This window comes from Mesorhizobium wenxiniae, from assembly GCF_002284535.1.
Taxonomy (GTDB): Bacteria; Pseudomonadota; Alphaproteobacteria; order Rhizobiales; family Rhizobiaceae; genus Mesorhizobium; species Mesorhizobium wenxiniae.
Genome location: NZ_NPKH01000027.1, coordinates 196,860 through 220,766 on the forward strand (window position 1 = coordinate 196,860; position 23,907 = coordinate 220,766).

The 23,907-nt window shown below is 62.5% G+C and carries 23 protein-coding genes; 12 read left to right on the forward strand and 11 right to left on the reverse strand.

Going from position 1 to position 23,907, the window contains the following annotated elements:
- The 6 genes from rnr to rpmG all read left to right on the forward strand — a co-directional run bounded on the left by rnr (position 1) and on the right by rpmG (position 5,678).
- On the forward strand, positions 1-2,304 hold the full coding sequence (rnr, locus tag CIT31_RS22975) for a ribonuclease R (protein WP_095520497.1): 2,304 nt from the start codon (positions 1-3) through the stop codon (positions 2,302-2,304).
- Positions 2,304-2,756 (forward strand): DUF983 domain-containing protein, encoded by a 453-nt coding sequence (locus tag CIT31_RS22980; protein WP_095520498.1) that lies wholly within the window; start codon positions 2,304-2,306, stop codon positions 2,754-2,756. Before rnr ends, CIT31_RS22980 begins: the two co-directional genes overlap by 1 nt.
- Positions 2,757-2,829: 73 nt before the next feature.
- On the forward strand, positions 2,830-3,564 hold the full coding sequence (locus tag CIT31_RS22985; RefSeq protein WP_095520499.1) for an NUDIX hydrolase: 735 nt from the start codon (positions 2,830-2,832) through the stop codon (positions 3,562-3,564).
- Between the two features lie 21 nt (positions 3,565-3,585).
- The gene (locus CIT31_RS22990; RefSeq protein ID WP_095520500.1) at positions 3,586-4,761 is read left to right on the forward strand and encodes an MFS transporter; all 1,176 of its coding nucleotides are present in this window, start codon (positions 3,586-3,588) and stop codon (positions 4,759-4,761) included.
- A gap of 105 nt (positions 4,762-4,866) precedes the next feature.
- On the forward strand, positions 4,867-5,325 hold the full coding sequence (locus tag CIT31_RS22995) for a YqfO family protein (RefSeq protein WP_029353014.1): 459 nt from the start codon (positions 4,867-4,869) through the stop codon (positions 5,323-5,325).
- A 185-nt stretch (positions 5,326-5,510) separates the two neighbouring features.
- A complete protein-coding gene (rpmG, locus tag CIT31_RS23000) occupies positions 5,511-5,678 on the forward strand; it encodes a 50S ribosomal protein L33 (protein WP_006201775.1) in 168 nt (55 codons plus the stop codon).
- Between the two features lie 381 nt (positions 5,679-6,059).
- Here rpmG and CIT31_RS23010 read toward each other — a convergent pair whose 3' ends face one another.
- Together CIT31_RS23010 and CIT31_RS23015 are read right to left on the reverse strand one after the other, a co-directional pair.
- Complete coding sequence (locus tag CIT31_RS23010) at positions 6,060-7,433, reverse strand: PleD family two-component system response regulator (RefSeq protein ID WP_065009485.1); 1,374 nt, start codon at positions 7,431-7,433, stop codon at positions 6,060-6,062.
- A 33-nt stretch (positions 7,434-7,466) separates the two neighbouring features.
- Entirely contained in the window at positions 7,467-7,823 is a 357-nt protein-coding gene (locus CIT31_RS23015) for a response regulator (protein WP_287247952.1), read from the reverse strand.
- Positions 7,824-8,073: 250 nt separating this feature from the next.
- On the opposite strand from CIT31_RS23015, the gene CIT31_RS23020 reads away from it, so the two are divergent.
- Positions 8,074-8,373, forward strand: a complete 300-nt coding sequence (locus tag CIT31_RS23020) for a DUF3572 domain-containing protein (protein WP_095520561.1) — start codon at positions 8,074-8,076, stop codon at positions 8,371-8,373.
- Between the two features lie 24 nt (positions 8,374-8,397).
- On the opposite strand, the gene CIT31_RS23025 is transcribed toward CIT31_RS23020, so the two are convergent.
- On the reverse strand, positions 8,398-9,891 hold the full coding sequence (locus tag CIT31_RS23025; protein ID WP_095520501.1) for a hypothetical protein: 1,494 nt from the start codon (positions 9,889-9,891) through the stop codon (positions 8,398-8,400).
- 225 nt (positions 9,892-10,116) lie between these two features.
- Positions 10,117-11,223 (reverse strand): S8 family serine peptidase, encoded by a 1,107-nt coding sequence (locus tag CIT31_RS23030; RefSeq protein WP_245316430.1) that lies wholly within the window; start codon positions 11,221-11,223, stop codon positions 10,117-10,119.
- A 138-nt stretch (positions 11,224-11,361) separates the two neighbouring features.
- Between CIT31_RS23030 and CIT31_RS35765 the strand changes: the two genes are divergently transcribed.
- The 3 genes from CIT31_RS35765 to CIT31_RS23040 all read left to right on the forward strand — a co-directional run bounded on the left by CIT31_RS35765 (position 11,362) and on the right by CIT31_RS23040 (position 12,999).
- The gene (locus CIT31_RS35765) at positions 11,362-11,487 is read left to right on the forward strand and encodes a hypothetical protein (protein WP_280950354.1); all 126 of its coding nucleotides are present in this window, start codon (positions 11,362-11,364) and stop codon (positions 11,485-11,487) included.
- A gap of 187 nt (positions 11,488-11,674) precedes the next feature.
- The gene (locus tag CIT31_RS23035; protein ID WP_029353034.1) at positions 11,675-12,217 is read left to right on the forward strand and encodes an RNA polymerase sigma factor; all 543 of its coding nucleotides are present in this window, start codon (positions 11,675-11,677) and stop codon (positions 12,215-12,217) included.
- Positions 12,214-12,999, forward strand: coding sequence for an anti-sigma factor family protein (locus CIT31_RS23040; protein WP_095520503.1), 786 nt, complete (start codon positions 12,214-12,216; stop codon positions 12,997-12,999). Before CIT31_RS23035 ends, CIT31_RS23040 begins: the two co-directional genes overlap by 4 nt.
- A 21-nt stretch (positions 13,000-13,020) precedes the next feature.
- Here CIT31_RS23040 and CIT31_RS34375 read toward each other — a convergent pair whose 3' ends face one another.
- From CIT31_RS34375 to CIT31_RS23055, 3 genes are all read right to left on the reverse strand, one after another.
- Complete coding sequence (locus CIT31_RS34375; RefSeq protein WP_165778532.1) at positions 13,021-13,431, reverse strand: hypothetical protein; 411 nt, start codon at positions 13,429-13,431, stop codon at positions 13,021-13,023.
- A gap of 111 nt (positions 13,432-13,542) precedes the next feature.
- Positions 13,543-14,253: a DUF6065 family protein gene (locus tag CIT31_RS23050; RefSeq protein ID WP_095520505.1), complete on the reverse strand. Its 711-nt coding sequence runs from the start codon at positions 14,251-14,253 to the stop codon at positions 13,543-13,545.
- A gap of 148 nt (positions 14,254-14,401) precedes the next feature.
- Positions 14,402-14,977, reverse strand: a complete 576-nt coding sequence (locus tag CIT31_RS23055) for a GNAT family N-acetyltransferase (RefSeq protein ID WP_095520506.1) — start codon at positions 14,975-14,977, stop codon at positions 14,402-14,404.
- 68 nt (positions 14,978-15,045) lie between these two features.
- Between CIT31_RS23055 and CIT31_RS23060 the strand changes: the two genes are divergently transcribed.
- The gene (locus tag CIT31_RS23060) at positions 15,046-16,374 is read left to right on the forward strand and encodes a DNA polymerase IV (protein WP_095520507.1); all 1,329 of its coding nucleotides are present in this window, start codon (positions 15,046-15,048) and stop codon (positions 16,372-16,374) included.
- An 87-nt stretch (positions 16,375-16,461) separates the two neighbouring features.
- Here the strand turns inward: CIT31_RS23060 and CIT31_RS23065 are convergent, their stop codons facing one another.
- The gene (locus CIT31_RS23065; protein ID WP_029353042.1) at positions 16,462-16,968 is read right to left on the reverse strand and encodes a hypothetical protein; all 507 of its coding nucleotides are present in this window, start codon (positions 16,966-16,968) and stop codon (positions 16,462-16,464) included.
- A gap of 182 nt (positions 16,969-17,150) precedes the next feature.
- Here CIT31_RS23065 and CIT31_RS23070 point away from each other — a divergent pair, with 182 nt between their 5' ends.
- Positions 17,151-18,032 (forward strand): DMT family transporter, encoded by an 882-nt coding sequence (locus tag CIT31_RS23070; RefSeq protein ID WP_095520508.1) that lies wholly within the window; start codon positions 17,151-17,153, stop codon positions 18,030-18,032.
- Between the two features lie 104 nt (positions 18,033-18,136).
- Here the strand turns inward: CIT31_RS23070 and CIT31_RS23075 are convergent, their stop codons facing one another.
- From CIT31_RS23075 to dnaE, 3 genes are all read right to left on the reverse strand, one after another.
- Positions 18,137-18,937 carry a potassium channel family protein gene (locus tag CIT31_RS23075; RefSeq protein ID WP_095520509.1) on the reverse strand — a complete coding sequence of 267 codons (801 nt, stop codon included), beginning with the start codon at positions 18,935-18,937 and terminating at the stop codon, positions 18,137-18,139.
- Positions 18,938-19,041: 104 nt separating this feature from the next.
- A complete protein-coding gene (locus CIT31_RS23080) occupies positions 19,042-20,052 on the reverse strand; it encodes a methyltransferase (protein WP_095520562.1) in 1,011 nt (336 codons plus the stop codon).
- 180 nt (positions 20,053-20,232) lie between these two features.
- Positions 20,233-23,712, reverse strand: coding sequence for a DNA polymerase III subunit alpha (gene dnaE, locus CIT31_RS23085; protein ID WP_206073402.1), 3,480 nt, complete (start codon positions 23,710-23,712; stop codon positions 20,233-20,235).
- Positions 23,713-23,907 lie beyond the last annotated feature (195 nt).

Sequence of the window (23,907 nt, forward strand, 5' to 3'; positions counted from 1 at the left end):
GTGGCGCGCAGGGTATCCGGAAGAAGTCATGGCGATCTGCGCACCGCCGACACGAGAGCCAAGGTTAGGGATAACTACCGGCCGTCCCGCGACGAGATCCTGCGCTACATCGCCGAAAATCCGGATCGCTCAGGAAAACGCGACATCGCCAAGGCGTTTGCGCTGCGCGGCGAGGACCGTATCTGGCTGAAAGACATTTTGCGCGACCTGCAGGATGAGGGCCTGCTGACCAAGGAACGCAAGCGGCTGGCCCGCGTCGGCGCCGTCGCCCATGTCGCCGTGCTCGACATATTTGGCCGAGACGCCGACGGCGTGCTGCTGGCGCACCCAACCGAAGCCGTGGGCAACGGCGAGCCTCCTGTCATAGCGATCCGCGTGTCGCGCGGCGGCGGCCCGACACCGGGCATCGGCGACCGCGTGCTGGCCAAGACCTTTCCAATCGATGACGCGACGGGCCCCGCCTACACTGGGCGGGTGATGAAGATCTTCGAGAAGCGCACCGATGCCGTTCTCGGCGTTTTTCGCGTTCTGCAGGACGGCACCTTCCGCATCGAGCCTGTCGAAAGACGTCAGCCGGAGCTGGTCGTCGACAAGGAATTCCAGAACGGCGCCAAGAACGGCGATCTGGTCGAGGTCGAGCCGGCGCGGGCCTCCCGCTATGGACTGCCCAGAGCCAAGGTGCTGACGGTGCTCGGTTCGCTGACCAACGAAAAGGCGGTCTCGATGATCGCCATCCACGCGCATGACATTCCACATATTTTCCCGGCAGACGTCATTGCCGAGGCAGAGGCGGTCAAACCGGCGACGCTGGCCGGCCGCGAGGACTGGCGCAAGCTGCCGCTGGTCACCATCGATCCAGCCGACGCCAAGGACCATGACGATGCGGTGTTCGCCATATCGGATCCGGACGAAAAGAACCCCGGCGGCGTGGTGGTTACCGTAGCGATTGCCGATGTCGCCGCTTATGTGCGCTATGGCACCGCGCTCGATCGCGAGGCGCTGAAGCGCGGCAATTCGGTCTATTTCCCGGATCGCGTCGTGCCGATGCTGCCGGAGCGCATCTCCAACGACCTTTGTTCGCTGCGCGACGGCCAGGACCGCCCGGCGCTGGCGGTCCGCATGACCTTCTCGGCCGATGGCCGCAAGCTCAGGCATTCATTTCACCGCATCATGATGAAATCGGCGGCGAAACTCGCCTATCCGCAAGCGCAAGCCGCGATCGACGGCGCGCCGGACGACAAGACCGGCCCGATCCTCGACACGGTGCTGAAGCCGCTGTGGGATGCCTACGCCGTCGTCAAGCGCGGCCGTGAGACGCGCCAGCCGCTCGAGCTTGAACTGCCTGAGCGGAAAATCCTGCTCAAGGAGGACGGCACCGTCGACCGGGTCGTCGTGCCGGAGCGGCTCGACGCACACAAGCTGATCGAAGAATTCATGATCCAGGCCAATGTCGCGGCGGCCGAGACGCTGGAGGCGAAACGGCAGGCGCTGGTCTATCGCATCCATGACGCGCCTTCGCTCGCCAAGCAGGAATCGCTGCGCGAATTCCTGCAGACGCTTGGCCTGTCGCTGGCACGCGGGGCGCAGATGCGGCCCAACCAGTTCAACGGGATTCTGGATCGCGTCCGCGGCGCCAACCATGAGGGTCTGGTCAATGAGGTGGTGCTGCGCACCCAGATGCAGGCCGAATATTCGCCCAGCAACATCGGCCATTTCGGCCTCAACCTGAAACGCTATGCGCATTTCACCTCGCCGATCCGTAGATATGCCGACCTGATCGTGCATCGCGGGCTGATTGCCGCCCTCGGCTTTGGTGCGGGCGGACTGACGCAAGATGAGGCGGAGCGGTTGGAAGAGGTTTCAGCACTGATCTCGGCCACTGAGCGCCGCGCCATGGCCGCCGAGCGCGACACGGTCGACCGGCTGATCGCCGCCTATCTGGCCGAACGTGTCGACGATCGTTTCGATGCACGCATTTCGGGCGTCACCAAATCGGGACTATTTGTCCAATTGCCGCAGTATGGCGCAGATGGTTTCATCCCGGTGTCAAGCTTGGACGGCGATTACTATATATACGACGAAACTGCCCGATCGCTTTTCGGAGAGCGCACCGGCAAGGGCTATCAGCTTGCCGACCGCGTCGAGGTTCGCCTGATCGAGGTGGCGCCTATGGCCGGCGCGATGCGTTTCGAGATGCTGACCGACCCAAAGCCGCTGCCCGGCTCCAAACGGTCGTTTCACAAGGCCAAAGGCCGCGCCCGCGCGTCGCAATCGCGTCCAGGCTCGCGCGGCAGGAGACGATAATGCCAAGCGATTTGAACATGAACCAACAGGTTTTCGGCGGCGAACATCATTCGGGCCGCATCGCCCGCCCGCTGTGGACGGCGATGAAGCGTGGCGCGCTTAGCCGCTGCCCCCATTGCGGCGAGGGAAAGCTGTTTCGCGCTTTCGTCAAGACCGTCGATAAATGCGATCATTGCGGCGAGGAGCTCCATCACCACCGCGCCGACGACCTGCCGGCCTATCTGGTGGTTGTTATCGTCGGCCACATCGTGCTCGGCGCGTTCATGGGTGTCGAAGCGACCTCCACTTTGTCCACCTGGCAGCACATCGCCATCTGGGTGCCGCTGACCATCCTCATGGCGATCGTCTTGCTGCAGCCGGTCAAGGGCGCCGTCATCGGCCTGCAATGGGCGTTCTATATGCACGGCTTCGGTGGGGAAGAAGATCTGATCGAGTCGCATCCCGAGGCTTGAAACCGAGGCTGGCGCAAATCGGCATGGCTGGACGCCACTTTCGCATCGGAGAAGATTCCGCTAGGTCGTGCGCATGGACGTTATGACCAAGGCGGAAGTCGACAAGGTTCAGCGGATCGCGCTCGACGCCAAGCCTATACGCCCGCGCGACGCCGCGACGCTGATCCTGCTCGACCGCAAGGGCGACGAGTTCCTGGTGCTGATGGGCCGGCGCCACGCCCGTCACGCCTTCATGCCGGGGAAATTCGTCTTTCCCGGTGGTCGTACCGATCCGGCCGACAGCCGAATTCCCGTTGCCACAGCGTTGCACCATGAGGAACAGGCGAGGCTGACCGCCGGCGTCGGCCGCACCAGCCCGGCCCGCGCCCGCGCCATCGCCCTGTCGGCGATTCGCGAGACCTATGAAGAAGCCGGCCTGCTGATCGGCCAAAAAGGCGCCTTCGCCACGACCAGGCGCGATTGGCAGGGTTTTGCCGAGCACGGCGTAAGACCCTCGCTGGAAGCGCTGCGCTTCATCGCGCGCGCTATCACGCCGCCAAACCGGGTGCGGCGCTTCGATACGCGCTTCTTCAGCGCCTGGCGCGAAGATGTCGCCGTGGAGTTGCCGGACGGCGGTCCGACCAACGAGCTGGAGGAACTGGTCTGGCTGCCGCTCGCCAAGGCCAGAGAAGCTGATATTCCCGACATCACCAGGGCCATCCTCGAGGAGCTGGAAAAGCGGCTCGTCGATGATCCGCTGCTGCGTCCCGGTGGTTCCGTGCCGTTCTACCGGCTTGTCCGCAATCGCTTCGTTCGCGAAATTCTGTAGAGCATAGAGCATTCACATCCCATGACGGTCGATACCCAGCAAGAGGTCGAGGAACGCGTACATTGGCTGCCGATGATCGCGGCGATCTCGTCGATCAGTGTCGTCGGCATCGCCATCGGCCTCGGCATGCCGCTGCTCAGCGTCATTCTCGAAACGCGCGGCCATTCGGCGTCGATGATCGGCTTCAACACCGCTGTCGCCGGCCTCGCCTCGATCATCGGCGCACCGCTCGCCACCCCGCTCGCCATGCGGTTCGGCGTCGCCTGGACGATGCTCGCCATGATCGCAACGGGAGTGCTGGCCTTTGTCGGCTTCCATTTCGCGCCGGACTTCTGGATGTGGTTTCCGCTGCGCGTCCTGCTGCACATCGCGCTGACGGTGCTGTTCATCCTGTCGGAATTCTGGATCAGCACATCGGCGCCGCCACACCGGCGCGGTCTCGTCCTCGGCATCTACGCCACCGTGCTGTCGCTCGGATTTGCCGCCGGGCCGTGGCTGTTCGCCCAGCTCGGCAGCACCGGCTTCCTGCCCTTCGGCGTGATCATGGCGCTGGTGACGCTGGCCGCCATCCCAGTTCTGGCGGCACGCAACGAGAGCCCGACGATCGTCTCCAATGGCGAAACCAGCAACTTCCTGCGCTACATCTGGTTGGTGCCGACGGCGACCGCCGCGGTGCTGGTGTTCGGCGCGGTCGAGACCGGCGGCTTTGCGCTGTTCCCCGTTTATGGCAACCGCATCGGCTATTCCGAGGCCGATGCCGCCCTCCTGCTCACCATGATCGGCCTCGGCAACGTGCTGTTGCAAATCCCGCTCGGCATGATCAGCGACCGTGTCAGCGACCGCCGTTATCTGCTTCTGGTGTGTGCAACCATCGGGCTTGCCGGCACTATCTTCATGCCGCACTTCGCGCAGGACTGGCATCTGATGGCGGCGCTTCTGTTCGTCTGGGGCGGCGTGGTCGCAGCCATGTACACGATCGGCCTGGCCCATCTCGGCTCGCAGCTTTCCGGTCACGACCTGGCCTCGGCCAACGCTGCCTTCGTGCTCTGCTATGGCGTCGGCATGGTGCTCGGCCCGCAGGCGATCGGCATCGGCATGGACCTTTTCGGACCCTCCGGCTTCGGCTGGGCGCTCGGCGTGTTCTTCGCCTTCTATATCGCGCTGGTCGGCGCCAGGCTCGCCCGAAAAATCCTGTAGAAAGACCCAATCGATGCCTCATGTGGCGCAAGGCTGCTGACATGACCGTGTCAGCAGCACCTGGGTAGATTGTCAGCAACACGCCACGAATTTGAGGATGCCGCCATGATCGACTCCGGGTTTGAAACGAAATCGGTGCGGATGGAATTGCTGCTGCTTGTGACCTTTCAAGCGCCGGCCTCCGATGTCGACCGCATCATGGAAGCTGTGGTCGCGATCGCTCCGCTGACCATGGGCAAATACAACAGCAATGCCTACCAGTCGGCGCACGGCATCGAGCGCTACCGGCCACTCGAAGGCGCGGCTGCAGGCGCCGAGACGGAATTGCGCAGACGGCATGGCACGGTGGAGGTGTCGTTCGAACTGCCCGACGACCAGGCGTTGGCCGCCCGCATTGTCGAAGCGATATTCCAGGCCCACAGCTATCAGGAGCCGGTGATCCGCATTCAGCCGATCCTCGCCAGCCGCTCCAAGGGCTTGGACGACCGCTCCAACCCGAACCGCTGGTGGAACACCACGGGAGACTTGAAGAAGGCCGCTCCGCCGGTTAGGGAAGACGCATAGTTAGGAACATTCTCGGCTGCCGGCTCGCTCTGATATTGACCACGGCTTGCACAAGCGACTGCACCGAAGCCTCACGGGGTTGACTTTCCGGGCGCGTTCTTTATGTGTCGCGCCAAGTTTCCCGCGTCCGGGTGTTTCCCCGTGCTCCAGCGGCCAAAACTCCACGAACATAACGGACGAACACAATGGCCAAAGCCGCAAACATCAAGATCAAGCTTCTGTCGACCGCCGACACCGGTTTCTTCTACGTGACTAGCAAGAACAGCCGCACCAAGACGGACAAGCTGTCGTTCCGCAAATACGATCCGGTTGCCAAGAAGCACGTCGAGTTCAAGGAAACCAAGATCAAGTAATCTGGTTTCCTGCTTTAAAGCCAAAACGCCGCCCCTATGGGCGGCGTTTTGGTTTTCAAGGCTCGAAAAAGTCCAAAATGTCCAATGCTTGTCGCAGAGTCTTGATGCATTTTGGGGGCCGGTCGGCGTTTGGCAGCGGTACGAGGAGGCCACTATGTGCCAGCGCCGGCCGGCCGACCCCACGGACCCAGGAGATGCGGCGGACCTGAATCATGGGGTATTCTTCGGATCGATCCGGCTATCTACCTCGCGCCGGTTCCGTCATTGATCTGCACATTTGCGCAACAGCCTGTGAAAATCAACAATTTCTTAACCAAGGCCGGCGAATCGCTTGCATTAAGGTAAATTCGTAACCCTGTCGCACTGAATGGAGAATTGGCCTTACGCCGCCTTGGCGACGACGCGGTTGCGGCCGGCGCTCTTGGCTTCGTAGAGCGCGAGATCGGCGCGCTTCATCAGCCCGGCAACCGTGTCCACGCCCTTCAGCACCGACGACACGCCGACGCTGACGGTAACCTCGATCGTCTTGCCGTCGTGACCGACTGCAAACGGCATAAGAGCGATTTCGGCGCGAATGCGCTCCGCGACCTTTTCGGCGACGGCGCCGTCCGTGTCCGGCATCACCACGACGAACTCCTCGCCACCGAAACGGCAGGCGAGATCGATGCCGCGCACATTCTTGCGCAGCCGCCGCGCAAATTCGCGCAGCACCTCGTCGCCGCCGTCATGGCCATGTGCATCGTTGATCGTCTTGAAGCGGTCGAGATCGGTGATCATCATCGACAGCGGCCGTCGCCGCGCTACGGCACGGTCGAACAACGTCTGCAGGTGACTGTCGAGGTATCGGCGATTGTGCAGCCCAGTCAGCGCGTCGGTCACCGCCATCTCGATGGTCTGGGTGACGCTGGCACGCAGCTGGTCGTTGTAGCGCTTGCGGCGCACCTGCGTGCGTAGCCGAGCGGTCAGCTCCTGCTGGTCGATCGGCCGCATCAGATAGTCGTTGATGCCGAGTTCGAGGCCGCGGATGATGCGCCCCTCCTCACCCTCCTGCGCCAGAAGGATGATCGGCACGAAACGGGTGCGATCGAGCGAACGCAGTTGCGAGCAGAGCCTGAGCGGATCGAAATCGGCAAAGGCCGTCGAGATCATCACGCATTCATAGGGCGTCTCGGCGGCCTGGAAGAAGCCGGCATGCGGATCGGTGGCGATGTCGAGTTCGGCGGTGCCGCGGAGCATTTTCTGGACGCGCTCGAAGGAGGATTTGCGCTCGTCGATGAGCAGAACCTTCGGCGTGGTGTCTGCGGACGCGAAGTTGCGGCTCAACAGCTCCTCGATGCCGATATTGCGCGTGGTCGAGGCGCGCAAGCGCAGCTCGTCGGTCAACGTCTTCAGCCTGACCAGGCTTTTGACGCGCGTCATCAGCTGCAGATCGTTGGCCGGCTTGGTCAGAAAATCGTCGGCACCGGCCTCGAGGCCGCGCACCCGGTCCGAAACCTGGTCGAGCGCGGTGATCATGACGACGGGGATGTGCGACGTCGCCGGGTCGCTCTTCAGCCGCCGGCAGACCTCGAACCCGTCCATGTCAGGCATCATCACGTCGAGCAGCACGACATCGACCTTGCCGTTTTCGCAGGTCTCGATCGCGTCCAGCCCGTTCGTGGCGGTCAGCACCTCGAAATATTCGGCAAGCAGCCGGACCTCGAGCAGCCTCACATTGGCAGGGATGTCGTCGACGACGAGGATCCGTGCAGTCATCTCATAAAGCTCCGGCTCGGCTGGAAGGGCGCATCAGGCGTCGCCCAGGTAGGATTTGATGGTTTCGATGAAACGCGGAACCGAGATCGGCTTGGAAATATACGCTTCGCAGCCACCCTGGCGGATACGCTCCTCATCGCCCTTCATCGCGAACGCAGTGACGGCAATGACCGGTATGACATGGAGGTCGTCGTCTTCCTTCAGCCATTTGGTCACCTCCAGCCCCGACACTTCGGGCAACTGGATGTCCATCAAAATAAGGTCCGGCTTGTGCAGTCTCGCCAGATCCAGCGCTTCCAGGCCGTTGCGCGTGCGTACCGTCTCGTAACCGCTCGCTTCGATGAGGTCCCGAAAGAGCTTCATGTTGAGCTCATTGTCCTCGACGATCATGACCTTCTTAGGCATCAAATTCCCGTCTCGGCCTGCCTTCCGCTCGAAGGTTGCCGTCATGCGCCCTCGCCGGTACGCACCAAACACTGCTCGACTCTACGGCAATATAATTGACGAAACGGAAACCGGCTGCCGGAAAAGCTTCGGATTTCACCTCGGACACCGCATTGCAGAGTTAGATGGCTTGCCGCAGGCGACGCTTGCGATTACTGCCAAAAAGAGACTCATTCCACCGCGCAAGAAGGTAGTGATGGCAAACGCAGCGTCAATGCGCGAGGAAGCGGAGACCATTGCCGTGAAGGCATTAGGCTTCGTCGCCGCCGATCCGGAACTTCTGCCCCGTTTTCTGGCGATCACCGGCATCGAGGCGCATTCCATCCGCCAGGCAGCCGGCGAGCCGGGTTTCTTGGCCGGCGTGCTGCAGTTCATCCTCGCCCACGAGCCGACGCTCATGCGGTTCGCGGCGGAGACCGGCACGCCGCCGGCTTCCGTCGGCAAGGCGCTGCGGGCACTGCCGCTTGGCGACGACGACCATGAACATTCGATATGAGCGACGACCGGATCGCGAAAACGCCTACGGCGTCGTTTCTTCTTCGCTGTCGTCGCCTTCATCATTCGCAACCGGATCGGCCGGCTTCACCATGACACCATTGACCGTGACCGAACCGTCCGGCTTGCCGTTGACGACCCATTCGATGCGACCGTCCGGCAGCGTCTTGCCGAAGCCCTTGATCGCAAGCGCCACCGGCACATATTGCGCGGCTTCCGGCTCCGACTTCGCCGCCGCGTGCAGGCTTTCCACAATTCTGTCATAGCCTGCGATATCGATCGTCACATTTGCCTCGGGCTTCATGCCGGGGAACGTTATCTCGCCTTCCATCGCGATTTCCATGTCGCCCTTCTTCATCGTGCTGTGGCCGATGACAAATTTCGGCGTCTTGGCCATGAAATCAGCCTTGATCTGATCGCCAAAGTCGGCCGGCAACGGCGGATTCTTGTTGAGATCAAAGGCCTCGATCGCCTTTTTCGCCATGCTGTCGAGACCGATGTTGGCGCCGCCGAAATTCAGATTGATGTCCGTGGGCAGCAGCGCCGTACCCCAGGCGGGCACAAGATTCTGAGGGATCGTCAATCCTGCGGCCTTGATCGTATAGTTGACTGCTCCGTTCTGGGCGATGCCGTCGGTCCCGAAGCTGGTGCCCAGCTCCGTCGCTCCGAAATGCCCGACCGGGCTTTCGACAGTGACATCCTTGAATCCGTAGCTTCCGTCGATCCGCTCCCACAGCGGCAGCGCGGCGAGTAAAAGCGATTTGAGCTGCGCCTGGTTGGCCTTCAGCTTGGCTTCGTCTTCATTGGCGACGGCAAATGCCAGCAGGTCGAGAAATGGCTTTGTCCGCATTCCTTTGCCGGTCGCATTCACCGACAGTTCTGGCGATTTGATTGTAAGCGGGAATTTCAGCCCGCTTTTGGGATCGTCAAAATCAAGCGTTTCGGCAAAATCGGCGATCGTCTGCGTCGCGGTGAAATCCACGCCGCCATTCGCAGCTTGGCTTGCGTTCATAGTGGCAGTACCGGCGCCGGTGCTCACCTCCGCGCGCTGCATGGTGTCCCGGGTTTTCATCGTCATCCCGGCCGTCGAGTGTGTGGCGCTGGTGAAAGCCGCCAGTTCGGTGTCATAGACGCCGGTGAACTTGCTGTCTTTGATCGAGAATTGCATGCTCTGCGGGCCTTCCGGCCCCATGAACTCGAAGGACCCGCTTGGCGACAAATCCGCAGAGACATTCCACGTCCCGTTGCTGCTTGGCTTGACGAGGAATGCGTAGGGGCTGAAGTCGAACTTGAAGGAATGCTGCGTCGCCAACAGGTTCACGACAGGTTTGAAGTCGACGGCGAGTTTGTAAGCGTCGCCTTCCACGGAAACCTTCAGGAAACCGCTGTCGATCGCCTTGCTGCCGATGTAGCGAGACAAATTTTCGGATAGCTGCTTCGCACCCTCGCCATCGACGGTCTGGCCTAAGGCAGGCGCGCTGAGCGCGAGAACAAAGACGGCCGGCAGAACACGGTTCACGCAGAATCTCCGTTGCTATTCTTCTGGTAGAAAACTCCAATCGCAACCGTAAGCCGAAACGGGTGAGGTGCAATCCCTCCTGAGCGCTAGGTCCCGGTCACCGTTCATGAAGCAGCGGCGCGGCGCGACGCGGTTGATGCAATGCGCCCTGCCCGATCGCGGTGTTCGCCAGCATCGACGATGCATCAGCCTGTCGCCCCAGCAAGAGCTCGCGTCATCGGAGCTTCACATCGCCTTCTTCGGCGTGACGACGCAAGCGGCGCGGGCATTGAGCAGGCCCCAACCAAAGACGGCGTCCTTGCCGGGCGCGCCCAGATCTTCCGCCGACTTGCCGAGCGCATCATGAATGTCGGCTGCGGTGGCGCTGCTGTTTGCCGACTTCATCAACGCCGCTGCGGCGGCAACAAACGGCGCCGCGAAGGAGGTACCGGTCTTCGGCCGTGCGCCGCTGACCGACGCGGCCGTCCATACTTCGACGCCGGGGGCGGCCAGGTCGATATGCTCGCCGCGGCCGGCACGCCTGTAGGGGCGTTTCATGCGGTCCACCGCCGTCACCGCGATCACTTCCGCGTAGGCCGCCGGATAGGCAGGTCCGGCCTTGGGACCTCCATTGCCGGCAGCGGCGACGATCACCATGCCGCCTTCGGAAAGTTTTCGGACAAACTGCTCGAGAAGGGCATTCGCAGGACCCGACAGGCTCATATTCGTCACCTGCACGCCGCGCACGGAAAGAAGATCAAGTGCGCGAAGAAGATCATAGACGTCCGAGCGGTCATCCTGGCGATCGCCCCGGTGAAACGCATCGACCGCGATGAGCCTAGCGTGCGGCAGGAGGCCCGGGGTACGGCTGTCGGCGCCGCCGACGAGCAGCGCCGCGACGGCGGTGCCGTGCTGGCGGCCGGACTCGGGAAAGCCGTGGTCCGAAAGGCGAAGAACTTCGACCCGGCCATTCGCGAAGGCGGCATGCGCAGGATTGATCGCCGTGTCGATGAGGCCGATCGTGACATTGCCACCGCAACCGGCGGGAAGACCGGTATCGGTCGGCCAGCCGATCAGGCCTGCGGCGCCGCAGTGGGATCCGGCACATTCGGCTTCTTGTCCGGGCCGGTAGTAATGCACGAAATCCGCTGTCGACTGCGGAGCGGCGTCGATGACAAGATCGCGCGCAGCCTCCGGCGGCATGTTGGGCGGTATGCGCAGCCGGACCAGCTCCGACCCCAGAAGCTGGATGTCGGTGCGGTCAAGGACGGTGAAGCCCGTTGCCTGAAGCCGACCGATTTCAGCCGAACTCAGCCCGGTCGCTACGATCTGGTCCGGCGCCCGAGACGGCAAAGGGACGGCGGGCCGTTGCGCGCGTCTGCCGCCGCGTCTTGGCGGACGCGGAAGAAACCGATCGGTAAGCGTGCGAAACAGATTCGTTCCGGTCGACCGGCGGGGAATCGCTCCCGATCCACCAGACGACGAGCCGGGTTGACCGCCGCCACCGTCATCACCACCACCATCGTCACCACCACCGTCATCATCGGCGAACGCCGATTTTGGTCCGAACTCTCCGAGCACCAGCAGGCCGCCCGTCGGATGAAGATCGACCATTAACGCGACGGCTACCCAGAAAGGCAGCAGGGCTCTTGGTCTCAGCCAGGAGGTGGCGCCCATATCTCCCTCACATTTCCGCCGTTGCCGATTTTCAACATCGCGAGGCTAGCGGACCTATCCGGCAATAAGCTAGCTTTGCGAGGAAACGGGTGCGGGGCCGCTTTATTCCAAAATAACTTGGAGCAACATGCCGGAAAAAACCGACCGCGTCCAAGACCAGCTTGTCGCTTTTCTCCCGAATCTCCGCCGGTTCGCGATTGCGCTCTGCCGGTCCCGCGATATTGCGGACGATCTCGTTCAGCGAGCCTGCGAACGGGCGCTCGCCAACGAGCAGCGTTTCGAGCAAGGAACGCGCTTCGACGCGTGGATGTTCAAAATTCTCCGAAATCTGTGGATCGATGACATCCGCAGGCGCAAGGTCGCCGGCCCGCAGGACGATGTCGACGAGCGCCATGACATCGCCGGCATCTCCGGTGAGCGCGAGATGGAGGCGCGGCTGGCGCTGAACAGCGTGGCGCAAGCCATTGGCGAACTTGCCGGCGATCAGCGCGACGTGCTGCTTCTGGTCTGTGTCGAAGAGCTTTCCTACAAGGAAGCCGCGGAAGTCCTTGCCGTGCCGATCGGGACGGTGATGAGCAGACTGGCCCGGGCGAGAAAGAATCTGGCGGAGGCGACGGGAATATCCATGGCTCCCACCCGTTCTGCGGTCACAAAAGGGGCTAGCAAATGACCGAAGAGACCTTTTCGGACGAGATCCTGATGCGGTTCGCCGATGGTGAGCTTGATCCGGAGACGGTCGCCAGGATCGAGCAGGCGATGGAGATCGATGACGGTCTGGTTACCAGGGTTGCCATGTTCATCGAAACCAGAGCGCAGGCGCAGGCCGCGCTGAAGCCGCTGCTCGACGAGCCGGTTCCCGAAAATCTTGTCGCCGCCGTTGAGCAAATGATCGAGGCCAGGCCCGCCGGCGAGAAGGCGGCATCGGTATTGCGCTTCAGCGGGGGGCGCATAGCGGCGCCTCCATCGAGGTCTCACTGGAGGCTGCCGATTGCCGCCTCTCTCGCGGCGGCCGTCGTCGGCGCGCTCACCGGGTATTGGGCAGCAGGTACCAACGAACGCAGGCAAGGCGGGCTATGGGTTGCCGGCGTCATTAGGCCGGCCCTGGCCCAAGCCCTTGAAACGGTCGAATCCGGCAAGGAAATCAGGCTCGCCGGGATCAGTGACCGATTCCGGGCTATCGCTACCTTTCGCAACAATTCGCAGGATTTGTGCCGAGAATTCGAGGTTGACTCGCAGGACCGCTCCACGGTGGTGTCGGTCGCCTGCCGTTCCGGCGACGAATGGCGCGTCAGCTTCGCGGTCGTGGCCCCCGGCGACGCCGGAGGCTATGCCCCGGCCTCGTCGACCGAAGCCCTCGACGCCTATCTTTCGGCGATCGAAGCGGGCGCTCCGATGTCAGCCGAGGAGGAAGTCCAAGCGTTGACCGAGGTCCGTCAGAAGGACCGGAAGTGAAGCTGCAACGGCCCCCGTTCTCTAAATGGAATCCGGCTTTCTCTGAATGGAATAAAGCCGGCAATCGCCCGTTACTCCGCCGGACCGCAACTGCCGGTCCAGTCTGAAACAAGGAGTAACTACCATGACAAGACACTGGAAACTCAAGTCGACACTGGTCGCAGGAATGGCAGCGCTCGCGAGCACCGCGGCGCAGGCGAAGGAATATCCCGCGGCGTCACCGGAGACCGAGGGTCCGCCGGCCGCAATGACCAGCCAAAGCGAAGGTGCCTTCATCGTCGCGGGCAACAGTTCGTCAAATTCGAGCTCCAATTCGTCGTCCAACGGTTCATCGAATTCCAGCTCCAACTCGTCGAGCAATTCGAGTTCGAACTCCAGCTCCAATTCGTCGAGCAACTCGAATTCGAACTCATCGTCGAACAGCTCCTCCAATTCGAACTCGAACAGTTCGGATCGCGGTCCGCGCAACTGGCGGTTCCGCTAGCAATTCACCAGGAAACGGGGCCTAGCGGCCCCGTTTCGCATTCTTCTCCGCAAAAAGGTCTAGCGGGCCGCGCGGGCCCATTTGCGATACCAGCCTTCGCCCGCAATCGTGTTGCGATAAACAGTTTCGCGCTCCGTCGCCTCGGCTCCGGTCTCCGCCCGGATTTCCGCCTTGAGTGCGGCATCTTCGCGGCGAACCGGTATGACCTGGACGAGCGGCGTGCCCTTTTCGATGACGTAGAGGCCGTCGGGCGCGGTCGCGAAAAACGGAAAATGGATGTCGGCTGCGTACCTATCGGTATCGACGATGCCGGCGACGCATTCGAAAGGCTGAGCCGGCCTGTTGAGCGGCGGCAGGAACAAACAACTCCAGCCCGGCGGGGTCCGGATCGACCAGTAATTGTGAAATTTGCATGGGGGTGCCGGCTCCTTCGGGTTGCCGGCGACCTGATGGGCGCCATGATTGCTCACCATCACCCTGTCGAACTCCCAGCCGGCATCGACGGCGCGGCCGCCGTCCTTGATCTCAAGGCGGACGGTCGCCGCGAGCGGCAGGATCCAGCCGGTTGTCATCGCATCGAGAAACGGCATGCAGCGCTTGACGGTCAGACCATTGTTGGTGGCCGACGCTTGCTGCGAATCGACTGCCGGCAATTTGCGGAACCAGTCCGGCAGAACCGTCTTGGCTGCTACTGGCGGCGCGATGACGCCATAATCTTCCGGCCGACAGACAAACCGGATCGAGCGAGTGGTCTGGGAAAAATGAAACATTGATAGCCTCCAAGGAAAAATCCGAGGAGGAACGGGCCGCAGGCGGATTTATTCCTGCTGGATGTCAACCGTCTGATTATGCAGGCCGGCTACGAGATTTGGCCGCCGTCGAGCGACCGTCGCGGCAGCGGCGCGCACAGCACACTGATTAAAGCACCAATCGCATCAGCGGTCGGCCCGCCTTGCGCTCGACCAGCCTCTCGAAGCCGGCTTTCTCGAAGACCCGCGACGAGCCGACGAACAGCCCGATCGAACGCGAATCTTTCGACAGGTCGATCGGACACGCCTCGACCAGCCGCGCGCCATTCTGGCGAGCAAACTCGATGCCGCCTTCGACCAGCCGGTGCGTCACGCCCCTGCCGCGCGCCTTGACGCGGATGAAGAAGCAGGAGATCGCCCAGACGCCCGGATCCGTGGCGTCGGCAGGATCGACCGGCGCCGATCCCCTGCCCTTATTGTTCCATTCGGGCACGTCGGCGCGCGGGCCGATCTGCATCCAGCCGACCGCCTTGCCATCCTCGAACGCCAGCAGGCCCGGTGGTGGCCCGGCCTCGATCCGCGCCTTGATGTGGTCCTTGTTGCGCTCCCGGTTGCTGGCGCGGCGCGCTGCCGGCGACAGCCGGAAATGTGTGCACCAGCAGCCGTAGCAGGCGCCTTGCTTACCGAAAAGATCTTCGAAATCAGCCCAAAGTTCAGGCACCAGCGGCGCTATGGTCGTATTCATGAGCTCTCTCCCGGCCCACCGCCTTGCCGTGGCGTCCGTCCTGACGTACCATTGCCTTTGTTCTCTTTATGTTCGCAGCGATGTCGGCCTCTGTCAACAATCCCGATCACGGTTTTTGCCGCGACTGCCTGACCTTCCAGCACAGCGAGGCACGGCGCTGCGAACGCTGCGGCAGTCCACGGCTTGCCCGCCATCCGGAGCTCTACCGGCTGCATCTTGCCCATATCGACTGCGACGCGTTTTACGCGGCGGTCGAAAAGCGCGACAACCCAGCGCTGAAGGACCGGCCGTTGATCATCGGCGGCGGCAAGCGCGGCGTCGTCTCCACCGCTTGCTATATCGCGCGCATCAACGGGGTGCGCTCGGCGATGCCGATGTTCAAGGCGCTCGAAGCCTGTCCGGAAGCGGTCGTCATCCCCCCGGACATGGAAAAATATGCACGCGTCGGCCGCGAGGTGCGCGCCATGATGCAGGCGCTGACGCCGCTGGTCGAGCCGATCTCCATCGACGAAGCATTTCTGGATCTTGCCGGCACCGAGCGTCTGCATGGCTTGCCGCCGGCGGTGGTGCTGGCCCGCTTCGCGCTTGGCGTGGAGAAGGAGATCGGCATCACCGTTTCAGCAGGCCTTTCCTACTGCAAGTTCCTGGCCAAGGTGGCATCGGACTTTCGCAAGCCACGCGGCTTTTCGGTGATCGGCGAGGCTGAGGCATCAGGCTTTTTGGCCGAGCAGCCGGTGACGCTGATCTGGGGTGTGGGAAAAGCTTTCGCCGCCACGCTTGAACGGGACGGCGTCCGGATGATTGGCCAGTTGCAGCGCATGGAGCGCGGCGACCTGATGCGCCGCTATGGCGTGATGGGCAACCGGCTCTACCATCTGTCACGCGGTGAGGACGACCGCCGCGTCCATCCCGACCAGGATGCGAAGAGCGTATCGGCGGAGACCACCTTCGACACCGATATCGCTTCCCTGGATGAATTGGTTTCGGTGCTGAGAGCGCTTTCGGAAAAGGTTTCCGGGCGGCTGAAGAAATCCGGCATTGCCGGACGCACCGTCGTGCTGAAGCTGAAGACCCAGGATTTCAAGACCCGCACGCGCAACCGCCAGCTCGGCGACCCGACACGGCTGGCCGACCGCATTTTTTCGACCGGGCTCGAGCTGCTGCGCAAGGAGGCGGATGGCACGAGATACCGGCTGCTCGGCATCGGTGTCAGCGACCTTTCGAATGATGAAAAGGCTGATCCGCCCGACCTCGTCGATATCCAGTCGCGCAAGCGCGCCATGGCCGAAGGCGCCATCGACACGCTGCGCGACAAGTTCGGCCGCAGGGCGGTGGAGACCGGCTACACCTTCGGCAAGGGCCGCAACGCCCACCCGCCCGAGCTGATCGAGGACTGAGCATGATTCTGAACCGAGAGCTCCGCTTAAGCGAAAAGTGGAATCCGGTTCGGAAAAGATCATGCTCAACAAAAGATAGAGCGGCTGTCAGATGCGCCTCAAGTCGATCCGGCTGGTCAAAACGCGCTCGCCGGTTTTCGGATCGACGTCGATAACGGTCAGCCGCATGCCGTCCTCGCCGTTCTTCTCGACCGTCATTTGCGCCGTGCGATCGCCGTTGACCTCCTTCGCCCAACGGATGCCGAGATTGATCGCATTGCCTGAGCGCCTGCCGCTGAGCTGCGCCGGCCCGGTGCGGGACCCGACATAGGTCCCGGTGTACTTCGTCCCGCGGGACTTCAGATCGGCACTGATGGCGCGCGTCACCACGACGAGACCGCGGCAGGTGCCGTCCAGCGACAATGAGCTCGATGTCGCGTCGGAATTGAAGCGGCAGGAGACGCTCACCGTCGGCGCCTCGGTGGTTACCTTGACGGTCCCCTTGCCGGCGAAGTTTCCCTCGAACGAGCGGAGAAAATCGGCCTCGTCGGCATGAGCCGCGCCAGCCGCAGCCGTCAGGCAGCCGGCAAGTACAAATCGTGCAAATGATTTCATGGGATCTCTCCTCGTTGATATCGGAACGACGATATTTCCAATGAACTGGCTGTTGGACCAACGCCCGCCGTGACGGCAGGTTCCGCCTTCAACATGACCGTTTTGCAACACGACGCTTCTGGCCCAGCCGAATGCGTCGACTAGCGGTTGCGGTGAAAGTCCCGGCTTGCGACATAGCGCGCATGGCACCCTCACCCTCGATCCCCAAGGCCGCGTTCTGGATGGCGCTGTCGATCGCATCGTTTCTGACGATGTCGGTCGCCGGCCGCGCCACGACGGCCGAGCTCAACGTATTCCAGGTGCTGGAGCTGCGCTCGGTGATCGGCCTTTTCATCCTCCTGCCGCTGGTGATGATATCAGGCGGTTTTGCGGCAATGCGCACCAAACGCCCCTTGGCTCATATCGCTCGCAATGTCGTCCATTTTGTCGGCCAGGCGGCATGGCTATACGCCTTGACGCTGATCCCGCTGGCCGTGCTGATCTCCATCGAATTCACGACGCCGATCTGGACGGCCATTCTGGCGGTCGGCTTTCTTGGTGAAAGACTAAGCCGGCCAAGACTTGCGGCCATCGTGCTCGGACTGATCGGTGTGGTGATCATCGTCCGTCCGGGCGTCGGCTCCGTCGATCCGGGACATATCGTCGTGCTGGGTGCCGCGGTCTGCTTCGGCATATCTGTGGTCGTGGTCAAATCGCTGACGCGGACGGACAGCGTCGTGTCCATCATCTTCTGGATGCTGGTCATACAGTCGGTGCTCGGCCTTATCCCGGCGCTCTACGAATGGCGCAACCCGCCGCTCGAACTATGGCCGTGGATCCTGCTGATCGCCTTCACCGGCATGTCGTCGCATTTCTGCATGGCCCGCGCACTCGCCTATGCCGACGCGACCGTCATCTCGCCGATGGACTTTTTGCGCGTGCCGCTGTCAGCGCTGATCGGCTGGCTGCTCTACCACGAGCAGATCGATGCTTTCACCGCCGGCGGCGCCTTGCTGATCCTGTTGGGCAATCTGCTCAATCTGCAGAAAAAAGCGAGCAAACCAGCGGAAGTGGCAGCGTCTTAGCATTTTGCAGCCAAGGATCTTCGTTTGGCGTCCGACAAAATGCGTGAAAGCAAAGAGTTAGAGCGCGGTTTAGTTCCACCAAAACCGCGCTCTAACCTCGCATCTCAGTCGCCTTCGTCGGGGATGTTGAGGATATGCCCGCACGCCTTGCAGTGGACCGCGTCGGCTTCATGCCGCTGAAGGCCGCATTGCGGGCAAGGAAAAAACACCTTGTTGGGACGGAAGAGCGCCTGCGCCAGCCTGACGAACAACGATATGCCGATGATCATGGTGACGATGGCGGTGAGCTTGCCGGCGATACCCGGCAGAACGATGTCACCGAAGCCGGTCGTGGTCACCGTGGCGACGGTGAAGTAGAGCGCGTCGACATAGCCTTCGAGACCGGCCCCAGTGCGGAAGAAGAAGGTGTAGACAAAACCGGTGATGACAAGGAGGAATGTCAGGAGATTGATGACTGCGTGGCTCGCCTCGCGCCATCGCCTGAGGCCGCGCATCTCGAGATACCGCCACAGCGCGCCGCTGCGCGACAGCGACCACAGCCGCAATATGCGAAGGAAACCCAGATTGGCCAGCGCTGAAGGCATCAGCAGCGTCAGCAGGATAAATGCATCGACCCACGACGCCGGCTGTTTCATCAGGCGCAGCATGTCGTTGGAGGCAAGCAGCCGCGCAACCATGTCGGCGGCGACAAGCGCTGCCACGGAATAATCGAGCCAGAGGAACGAAGGCGACTCCTGGATCACCGGTGTGGCGATGAAGAAGGCGATGATGGCAAGGTCGATTATGATGGCAACCAGTTGAAACCGGAAAGCCGCGGGCGTGCGCCCGTGATAGAGTTTGCGCAGCGTGCCGCGCAGCCGCGTCAAGGCTGAATCCCGAGCTCCGTCCCTGTCTGGCGCCTTCATGACAACTGCGATAACGCTCGCTGCGACAGCCGTCCAGTGGGGCAGAGCACGGTGAAGCCGCTGTGGCTTGAGAACATCCGGAGCGTTTTAGACCCGGAAAGCGATCAGACCGGTTCCGCCTCGATGATGCTGATGCGAGGTCCAGCTTCAACGATATTGGCGACCTGGAAATCCGACGCCGCAAGCAGCAACTCGAATTCTTCTGCCGTGCGCTCCTGCCCGCCCGGCATGACCAGCATGTTCAGATCGCCGAATTTTGCGCCGGCGCCTTCGTTGGGCGGCGCCAGAATGCTCTCAAGCACCAGCAGTTTGCCGTCTGGGCGCATCGCCCGGCGGCAGGTTTTCAGGATCCGGATGTTTGTGTCGTCGTCCCAGTCATGCAGGATCCATTTAAGCACAATCGCATCGGCGCCCTCGGGCACTGAGACGAAGAAATCGCCGGCGACGATGTCGCATCGATCGGCCACGCCCGCGGCGTCAAAGACCGGGCCGGCCTTCGCCACGACCTGCGGCTGATCGAAAAGAATGCCGCGCTGGCCGGGATTGCGGCAGAGAATTTCGGCAAGCAGCGCGCCCTGCCCGCCCGCGACATCCATGACAACAGAGAACGGCCGGAACTCATAGGCGGCGATCACCGCGGCGGCGACGCCACGCGACATGGCCGTCATCGCCCGGTCGAAGATGGCGGACTCTTCCGGATGCTCCGCCCGGTATTCCCAAACGCCCTTGCCATGAGCGTGGCGAAAGGCATTTTCGCCGGTGCTGACACTGTGCAGCAGATCGCTCCATGCCTGACGGAAATACGGCCGTCCGGCCAGAATCGCCCACGGTGCGACCGAATGCTGAACATCGGATCGCAATGCGCCACCAACCGGGGTCAGCGAGAAAAACCGGTCTTCCGCTTCATGGAACACGCCGACCGATGCCAGGGCGCGCAGCAGCCGGTAGAGCGCTTGCGGATGGGTATTGGTCAACGCGGCAAGTTCGCCGCTGGTGCGTTTTCCGTCCTTGAGACGGTCTGCGATGCCCAGTGTGGCGGCGACGCATACCGCCTGAGATACCTGGAACCCATTGACCATTTTCTGGAGTTCGGCAGCAGCTGTCCGCTCGTCCATGAGGCTCTCCCCCGGCCGCCGAAAGAGCCAGGCCAACAACCGAAAAGACGAGTTGATGGCATGGCGGGCCGACCTCACGATACCAGTGGCAATGTCACCGGGCAATCCGGCGCTGGGCATGCTGGCGCCGGCTTGGCGGAACACGGTCCGAACACACGAGGCTGTGCCAATCCCGTTAGCTCACACCAGTTCTACTTCCACCACGCCCGGCACTGCGCGCATGGCCGACGCGATCTGTGGCGAGACGCGGTAACGGTTGGGCAGTTCGATCTCGACCTCGCCCTGCGCCTCATCCTTGATGACGATAATGCTCACCTGGCTATCGCCGCGCTGGGTAAGCTGCGATTGAATCGCCGACGCCGGTCGGTCATCCCTGACAAAGATGCGCAAGGCCTTCTGGATGCGGCTTGCCTCGTCCTCCAGCGACTGCACGGTCTGGATGCGCAGATTGACGCCTTCGGGCCTGTCCTCGGCCGAAACGGTGATCACCACCGATCGGCCGGGCTCGAGCAGGTCGCGATACTGCGCCAGACCTTCGGAAAAAAGCACCGCTTCATACTGGCCCGACGTGTCGGAGAACTGCACGACGCCCATTTTGTTGCCGGTGCGCGTCTTGCGCTCCTGCTTGGTGGTGACCGTGCCGGCAAGCCGCCCGGCGGCAGCACCGCGTTTGACCGCGGCCGAGAACTCGGCCCAGTTCTGCACCCGCATCTTCTGCAGCGCCGCCTTGTATTCGTCCAGCGGATGCGCGGAGAGATAGAAGCCGACCACCTGGAATTCACGGTGCAGGCGGTCGGCGGCAAGCCACGGGTCGGTCGCCGGCAGGTTGAGCGCCTGCGACTGTGCGCCAAGCGAAGCACCGAAAATGTCGTGCTGGCCCGACATTGCATTCTGCTGCGCCAGCGACGCCAGCCCCATCATCCGCTCGACGCCCGCCATCATCGCGGCGCGGTCGTGGCCGAAGCAGTCGAGCGCGCCGGCCATGATCAGGCTTTCGAAGACCCGCTTGCCGACGATTTTCGGATCGACCCTTTCGCAGAAATCGGCGAGGTTCTTGAACGGTTTTTCACCGCGCTTGGCGACTATGTGCTCGACCGCCGCGTCGCCGACGCCCTTGAGCGCGGCCAGCGAATAGAAGATCCGGTTCTCGCCGACTTCAAAGGCTCGGAAGCTTGATATCACCGACGGCGCCACGACGTCGACGCCGAGGCGCAGCGCATCCTGGCGGAAATCGGCGAGCTTGTCGGTGTTGCCCATGTCGAGCGTCATCGACGCGGCCAGGAACTCGACCGGGTAGTGCGCCTTCAGATAGGCCGTCTGGTAGGAGACGACGGCATAGGCGGCCGCATGCGACTTGTTGAAACCGTAGTCGGCGAACTTTGCCAGCAGGTCGAAAATGAAGTCGGCTTGCGGCTTGCCGACGCCGCGCTCGACCGCGCCCGAAACAAAGCGCTCGCGCTGCTTGTCCATCTCGGCGCGGATCTTCTTGCCCATGGCGCGGCGCAGCAAATCGGCTTCGCCCAGCGAATAGCCGGCAAGCTCCTGCGCGATCTGCATCACCTGTTCCTGGTAGACGATTACGCCTTGCGTCTCCTTCACCAGATGGTCGATCTTTGGATGGATCGACGCCATCTCCTCCTCGCCATGCTTTCTGGCGTTGTAGGTCGGGATGTTCTCCATCGGCCCCGGCCGGTAAAGCGCGACCAGCGCGATAATGTCCTCGATGCAGTCAGGGCGCATGCCGATCAGCGCCTTGCGCATGCCTGCACTTTCCACCTGGAACACGCCGACCACTTCGCCGCGCGACAGCATGGCATAGGTATCGGGGTCATCGAGCGGAATGTGGGCGAGATCGATCTCGATGCCGCGGCGGCGGATCAGCTTGACCGCGGTCTCCAGCACCGTCAGCGTCTTCAGGCCGAGGAAGTCGAACTTCACCAGCCCGGCCTGCTCGACATACTTCATGTTGAACTGGGTGACCGGCATGTCGGAGCGCGGGTCGCGGTACATTGGCACCAGCTCCCACAGTGGCCGGTCGCCGATGACGATGCCGGCGGCATGCGTCGAGGCGTGGCGGTAGAGCCCTTCCAGCTTCTGCGCCATGTCGAGCAGCGTCTGCACGATCGGCTCGCGCTCGGCCTCTTCGGCAAAGCGCGGCTCGTTGGCGATGGCGTCGGCGAGCTTGACCGGATTGGCTGGGTTCGACGGCACCATCTTAGAGAGCTTGTCGACTTGGCCATAGGGCATCTGCAGCACCCGGCCGACATCGCGAAGCACTGCGCGGGCCTGCAGCGTGCCGAAGGTGATGATCTGGCCGACCTGGTCGCGTCCGTATTTCTGCTGGACGTAGCGGATGACCTCCTCGCGCCGGTCCTGGCAGAAATCGATGTCGAAGTCGGGCATCGACACGCGGTCTGGATTGAGGAAGCGCTCGAACAGCAGCGAGAAGCGCAGCGGATCGATGTCGGTGATGGTCGTCGAATATGCAACCAGCGAGCCGGCGCCCGATCCGCGGCCCGGCCCGACCGGAATGCCTTGCGCCTTCGCCCATTTGATGAAGTCGGCGACGATCAGGAAGTAGCCGGGATATTTCATCCTCTCGATCACCCCGAGCTCGAAATCCAGCCTTTCGCGATATTGTTCGGCTGTGTAGCCAGCGGTCGGGCCGTGCGCTGCGAGCCGCGCCTCCAGCCCTTCATGCGCCTGTCTGGCAAGCTCCTGCGCCTCCGCCTTCACCGCCGCATCGGCGTCGGCGACGTCGCCGCCGGCAAAGCGGGGCAGGATCGGGTTGCGGGTCTTGGGATAGTAGGAGCAGCGCAGCGCGATTTCGACGGTGTTGTCGATCGCTTCCGGCAGATCGGCGAACAGCCTCGCCATGTCAGCCTGGCTTCTCAGAAAATTGTCGGGCGACAGGCGCCGGCGATTGTCCACGGCGACCACCGAACCTTCGGCGATGGCGATCAGCGCATCATGCGCCTCATAGTCGTCGCGCGAGGAGAAAAACGCCTCGTTGGTGGCAACCAGCGGCAAGTCATTGATGTAGGCGAGGTCGACTGACGATTTTTCGATGGCCCGGTCATAACCGGAAACCCGTTCCAGCTCGACATATAGCCGGTCGCCGAACAGCGCCTTGAGCGCCAAAAGCCGCGTCTCGGCGAGGTCGCGGCGGTCCTCTTTCAGAGCATTGCCGATCGGGCCGCGCGGCCCGCCGCTGAGACAGATCAGGCCGTCGCAATGGCCGTGCAGCATCTCGGTCGTCAGATGCACGGCCTCGCCGGGCGGCGTTTCGAGATAGACCCGGCTGACCAGCCTGACCAGATTGCTGTAGCCGGCCTCGGTCGCCGCGATCAGGACCACGGGCCGCATTTCCGGGCCTTGCCGTCTGCGGTCGCGCTGGCTGTCGCTGGCTTCACCGGAAAAGGCGAGAGCGGTCTGGCAGCCAATGATCGGCTGAATGCCCTCCTTTACCGCCTTTTGCGCAAATTCGAGCGCGCCGAACAGATTGTTGGTGTCGGTGACGGCGATGGCCGGCGCGTCATCCTTCACCGCATGGCCGACAACGGTGCCGACCTGCAGTGCGCCTTCGAGCAGCGAATAGGCCGAATGCACGCGCAGATGAATGAACGGCCGCGCAGGCGCTTCCGGCCGCGATGCCTTCATGAAGGCCTCACGCCGCAACGGGTCGCGTGGAAGTGTCTCATTCGCCATGGTATTTTTTAGCGCCGCTTGAAAGGACTCAGCCGGGAAAATGTATTGTCCGGCAGGAGGTAACACGAGTCCAGCGGTAGTGATTAGGCCGTGAACCCATAAACTGGGATTCACCGAGATGGCTGGGAAGCGGGCGTTGCCATGCGT

What these genes read in the sequence shown, in the direction of transcription:
- CIT31_RS22980 (WP_095520498.1), top strand. Translation starts at nt 2,304, where the DNA reads ATGCCAAGCGATTTGAACATGAACCAACAGGTTTTCGGCGGCGAACAT.
- CIT31_RS22985 (WP_095520499.1), top strand. Translation starts at nt 2,830, where the DNA reads ATGGACGTTATGACCAAGGCGGAAGTCGACAAGGTTCAGCGGATCGCG.
- CIT31_RS22990 (WP_095520500.1), top strand. Translation starts at nt 3,586, where the DNA reads ATGACGGTCGATACCCAGCAAGAGGTCGAGGAACGCGTACATTGGCTG.
- CIT31_RS22995 (WP_029353014.1), top strand. Translation starts at nt 4,867, where the DNA reads ATGATCGACTCCGGGTTTGAAACGAAATCGGTGCGGATGGAATTGCTG.
- rpmG (WP_006201775.1), top strand. Translation starts at nt 5,511, where the DNA reads ATGGCCAAAGCCGCAAACATCAAGATCAAGCTTCTGTCGACCGCCGAC.
- CIT31_RS23010 (WP_065009485.1), bottom strand. Translation starts at nt 7,433, where the DNA reads ATGACTGCACGGATCCTCGTCGTCGACGACATCCCTGCCAATGTGAGG.
- CIT31_RS23015 (WP_287247952.1), bottom strand. Translation starts at nt 7,823, where the DNA reads ATGATCGTCGAGGACAATGAGCTCAACATGAAGCTCTTTCGGGACCTC.
- CIT31_RS23020 (WP_095520561.1), top strand. Translation starts at nt 8,074, where the DNA reads ATGGCAAACGCAGCGTCAATGCGCGAGGAAGCGGAGACCATTGCCGTG.
- CIT31_RS23035 (WP_029353034.1), top strand. Translation starts at nt 11,675, where the DNA reads ATGCCGGAAAAAACCGACCGCGTCCAAGACCAGCTTGTCGCTTTTCTC.
- CIT31_RS23040 (WP_095520503.1), top strand. Translation starts at nt 12,214, where the DNA reads ATGACCGAAGAGACCTTTTCGGACGAGATCCTGATGCGGTTCGCCGAT.
- CIT31_RS23050 (WP_095520505.1), bottom strand. Translation starts at nt 14,253, where the DNA reads ATGTTTCATTTTTCCCAGACCACTCGCTCGATCCGGTTTGTCTGTCGG.
- CIT31_RS23055 (WP_095520506.1), bottom strand. Translation starts at nt 14,977, where the DNA reads ATGAATACGACCATAGCGCCGCTGGTGCCTGAACTTTGGGCTGATTTC.
- CIT31_RS23060 (WP_095520507.1), top strand. Translation starts at nt 15,046, where the DNA reads ATGTTCGCAGCGATGTCGGCCTCTGTCAACAATCCCGATCACGGTTTT.
- CIT31_RS23065 (WP_029353042.1), bottom strand. Translation starts at nt 16,968, where the DNA reads ATGAAATCATTTGCACGATTTGTACTTGCCGGCTGCCTGACGGCTGCG.
- CIT31_RS23070 (WP_095520508.1), top strand. Translation starts at nt 17,151, where the DNA reads ATGGCACCCTCACCCTCGATCCCCAAGGCCGCGTTCTGGATGGCGCTG.
- CIT31_RS23075 (WP_095520509.1), bottom strand. Translation starts at nt 18,937, where the DNA reads ATGAAGGCGCCAGACAGGGACGGAGCTCGGGATTCAGCCTTGACGCGG.
- CIT31_RS23080 (WP_095520562.1), bottom strand. Translation starts at nt 20,052, where the DNA reads ATGGACGAGCGGACAGCTGCTGCCGAACTCCAGAAAATGGTCAATGGG.
- dnaE (WP_206073402.1), bottom strand. Translation starts at nt 23,712, where the DNA reads ATGAAGGCATCGCGGCCGGAAGCGCCTGCGCGGCCGTTCATTCATCTG.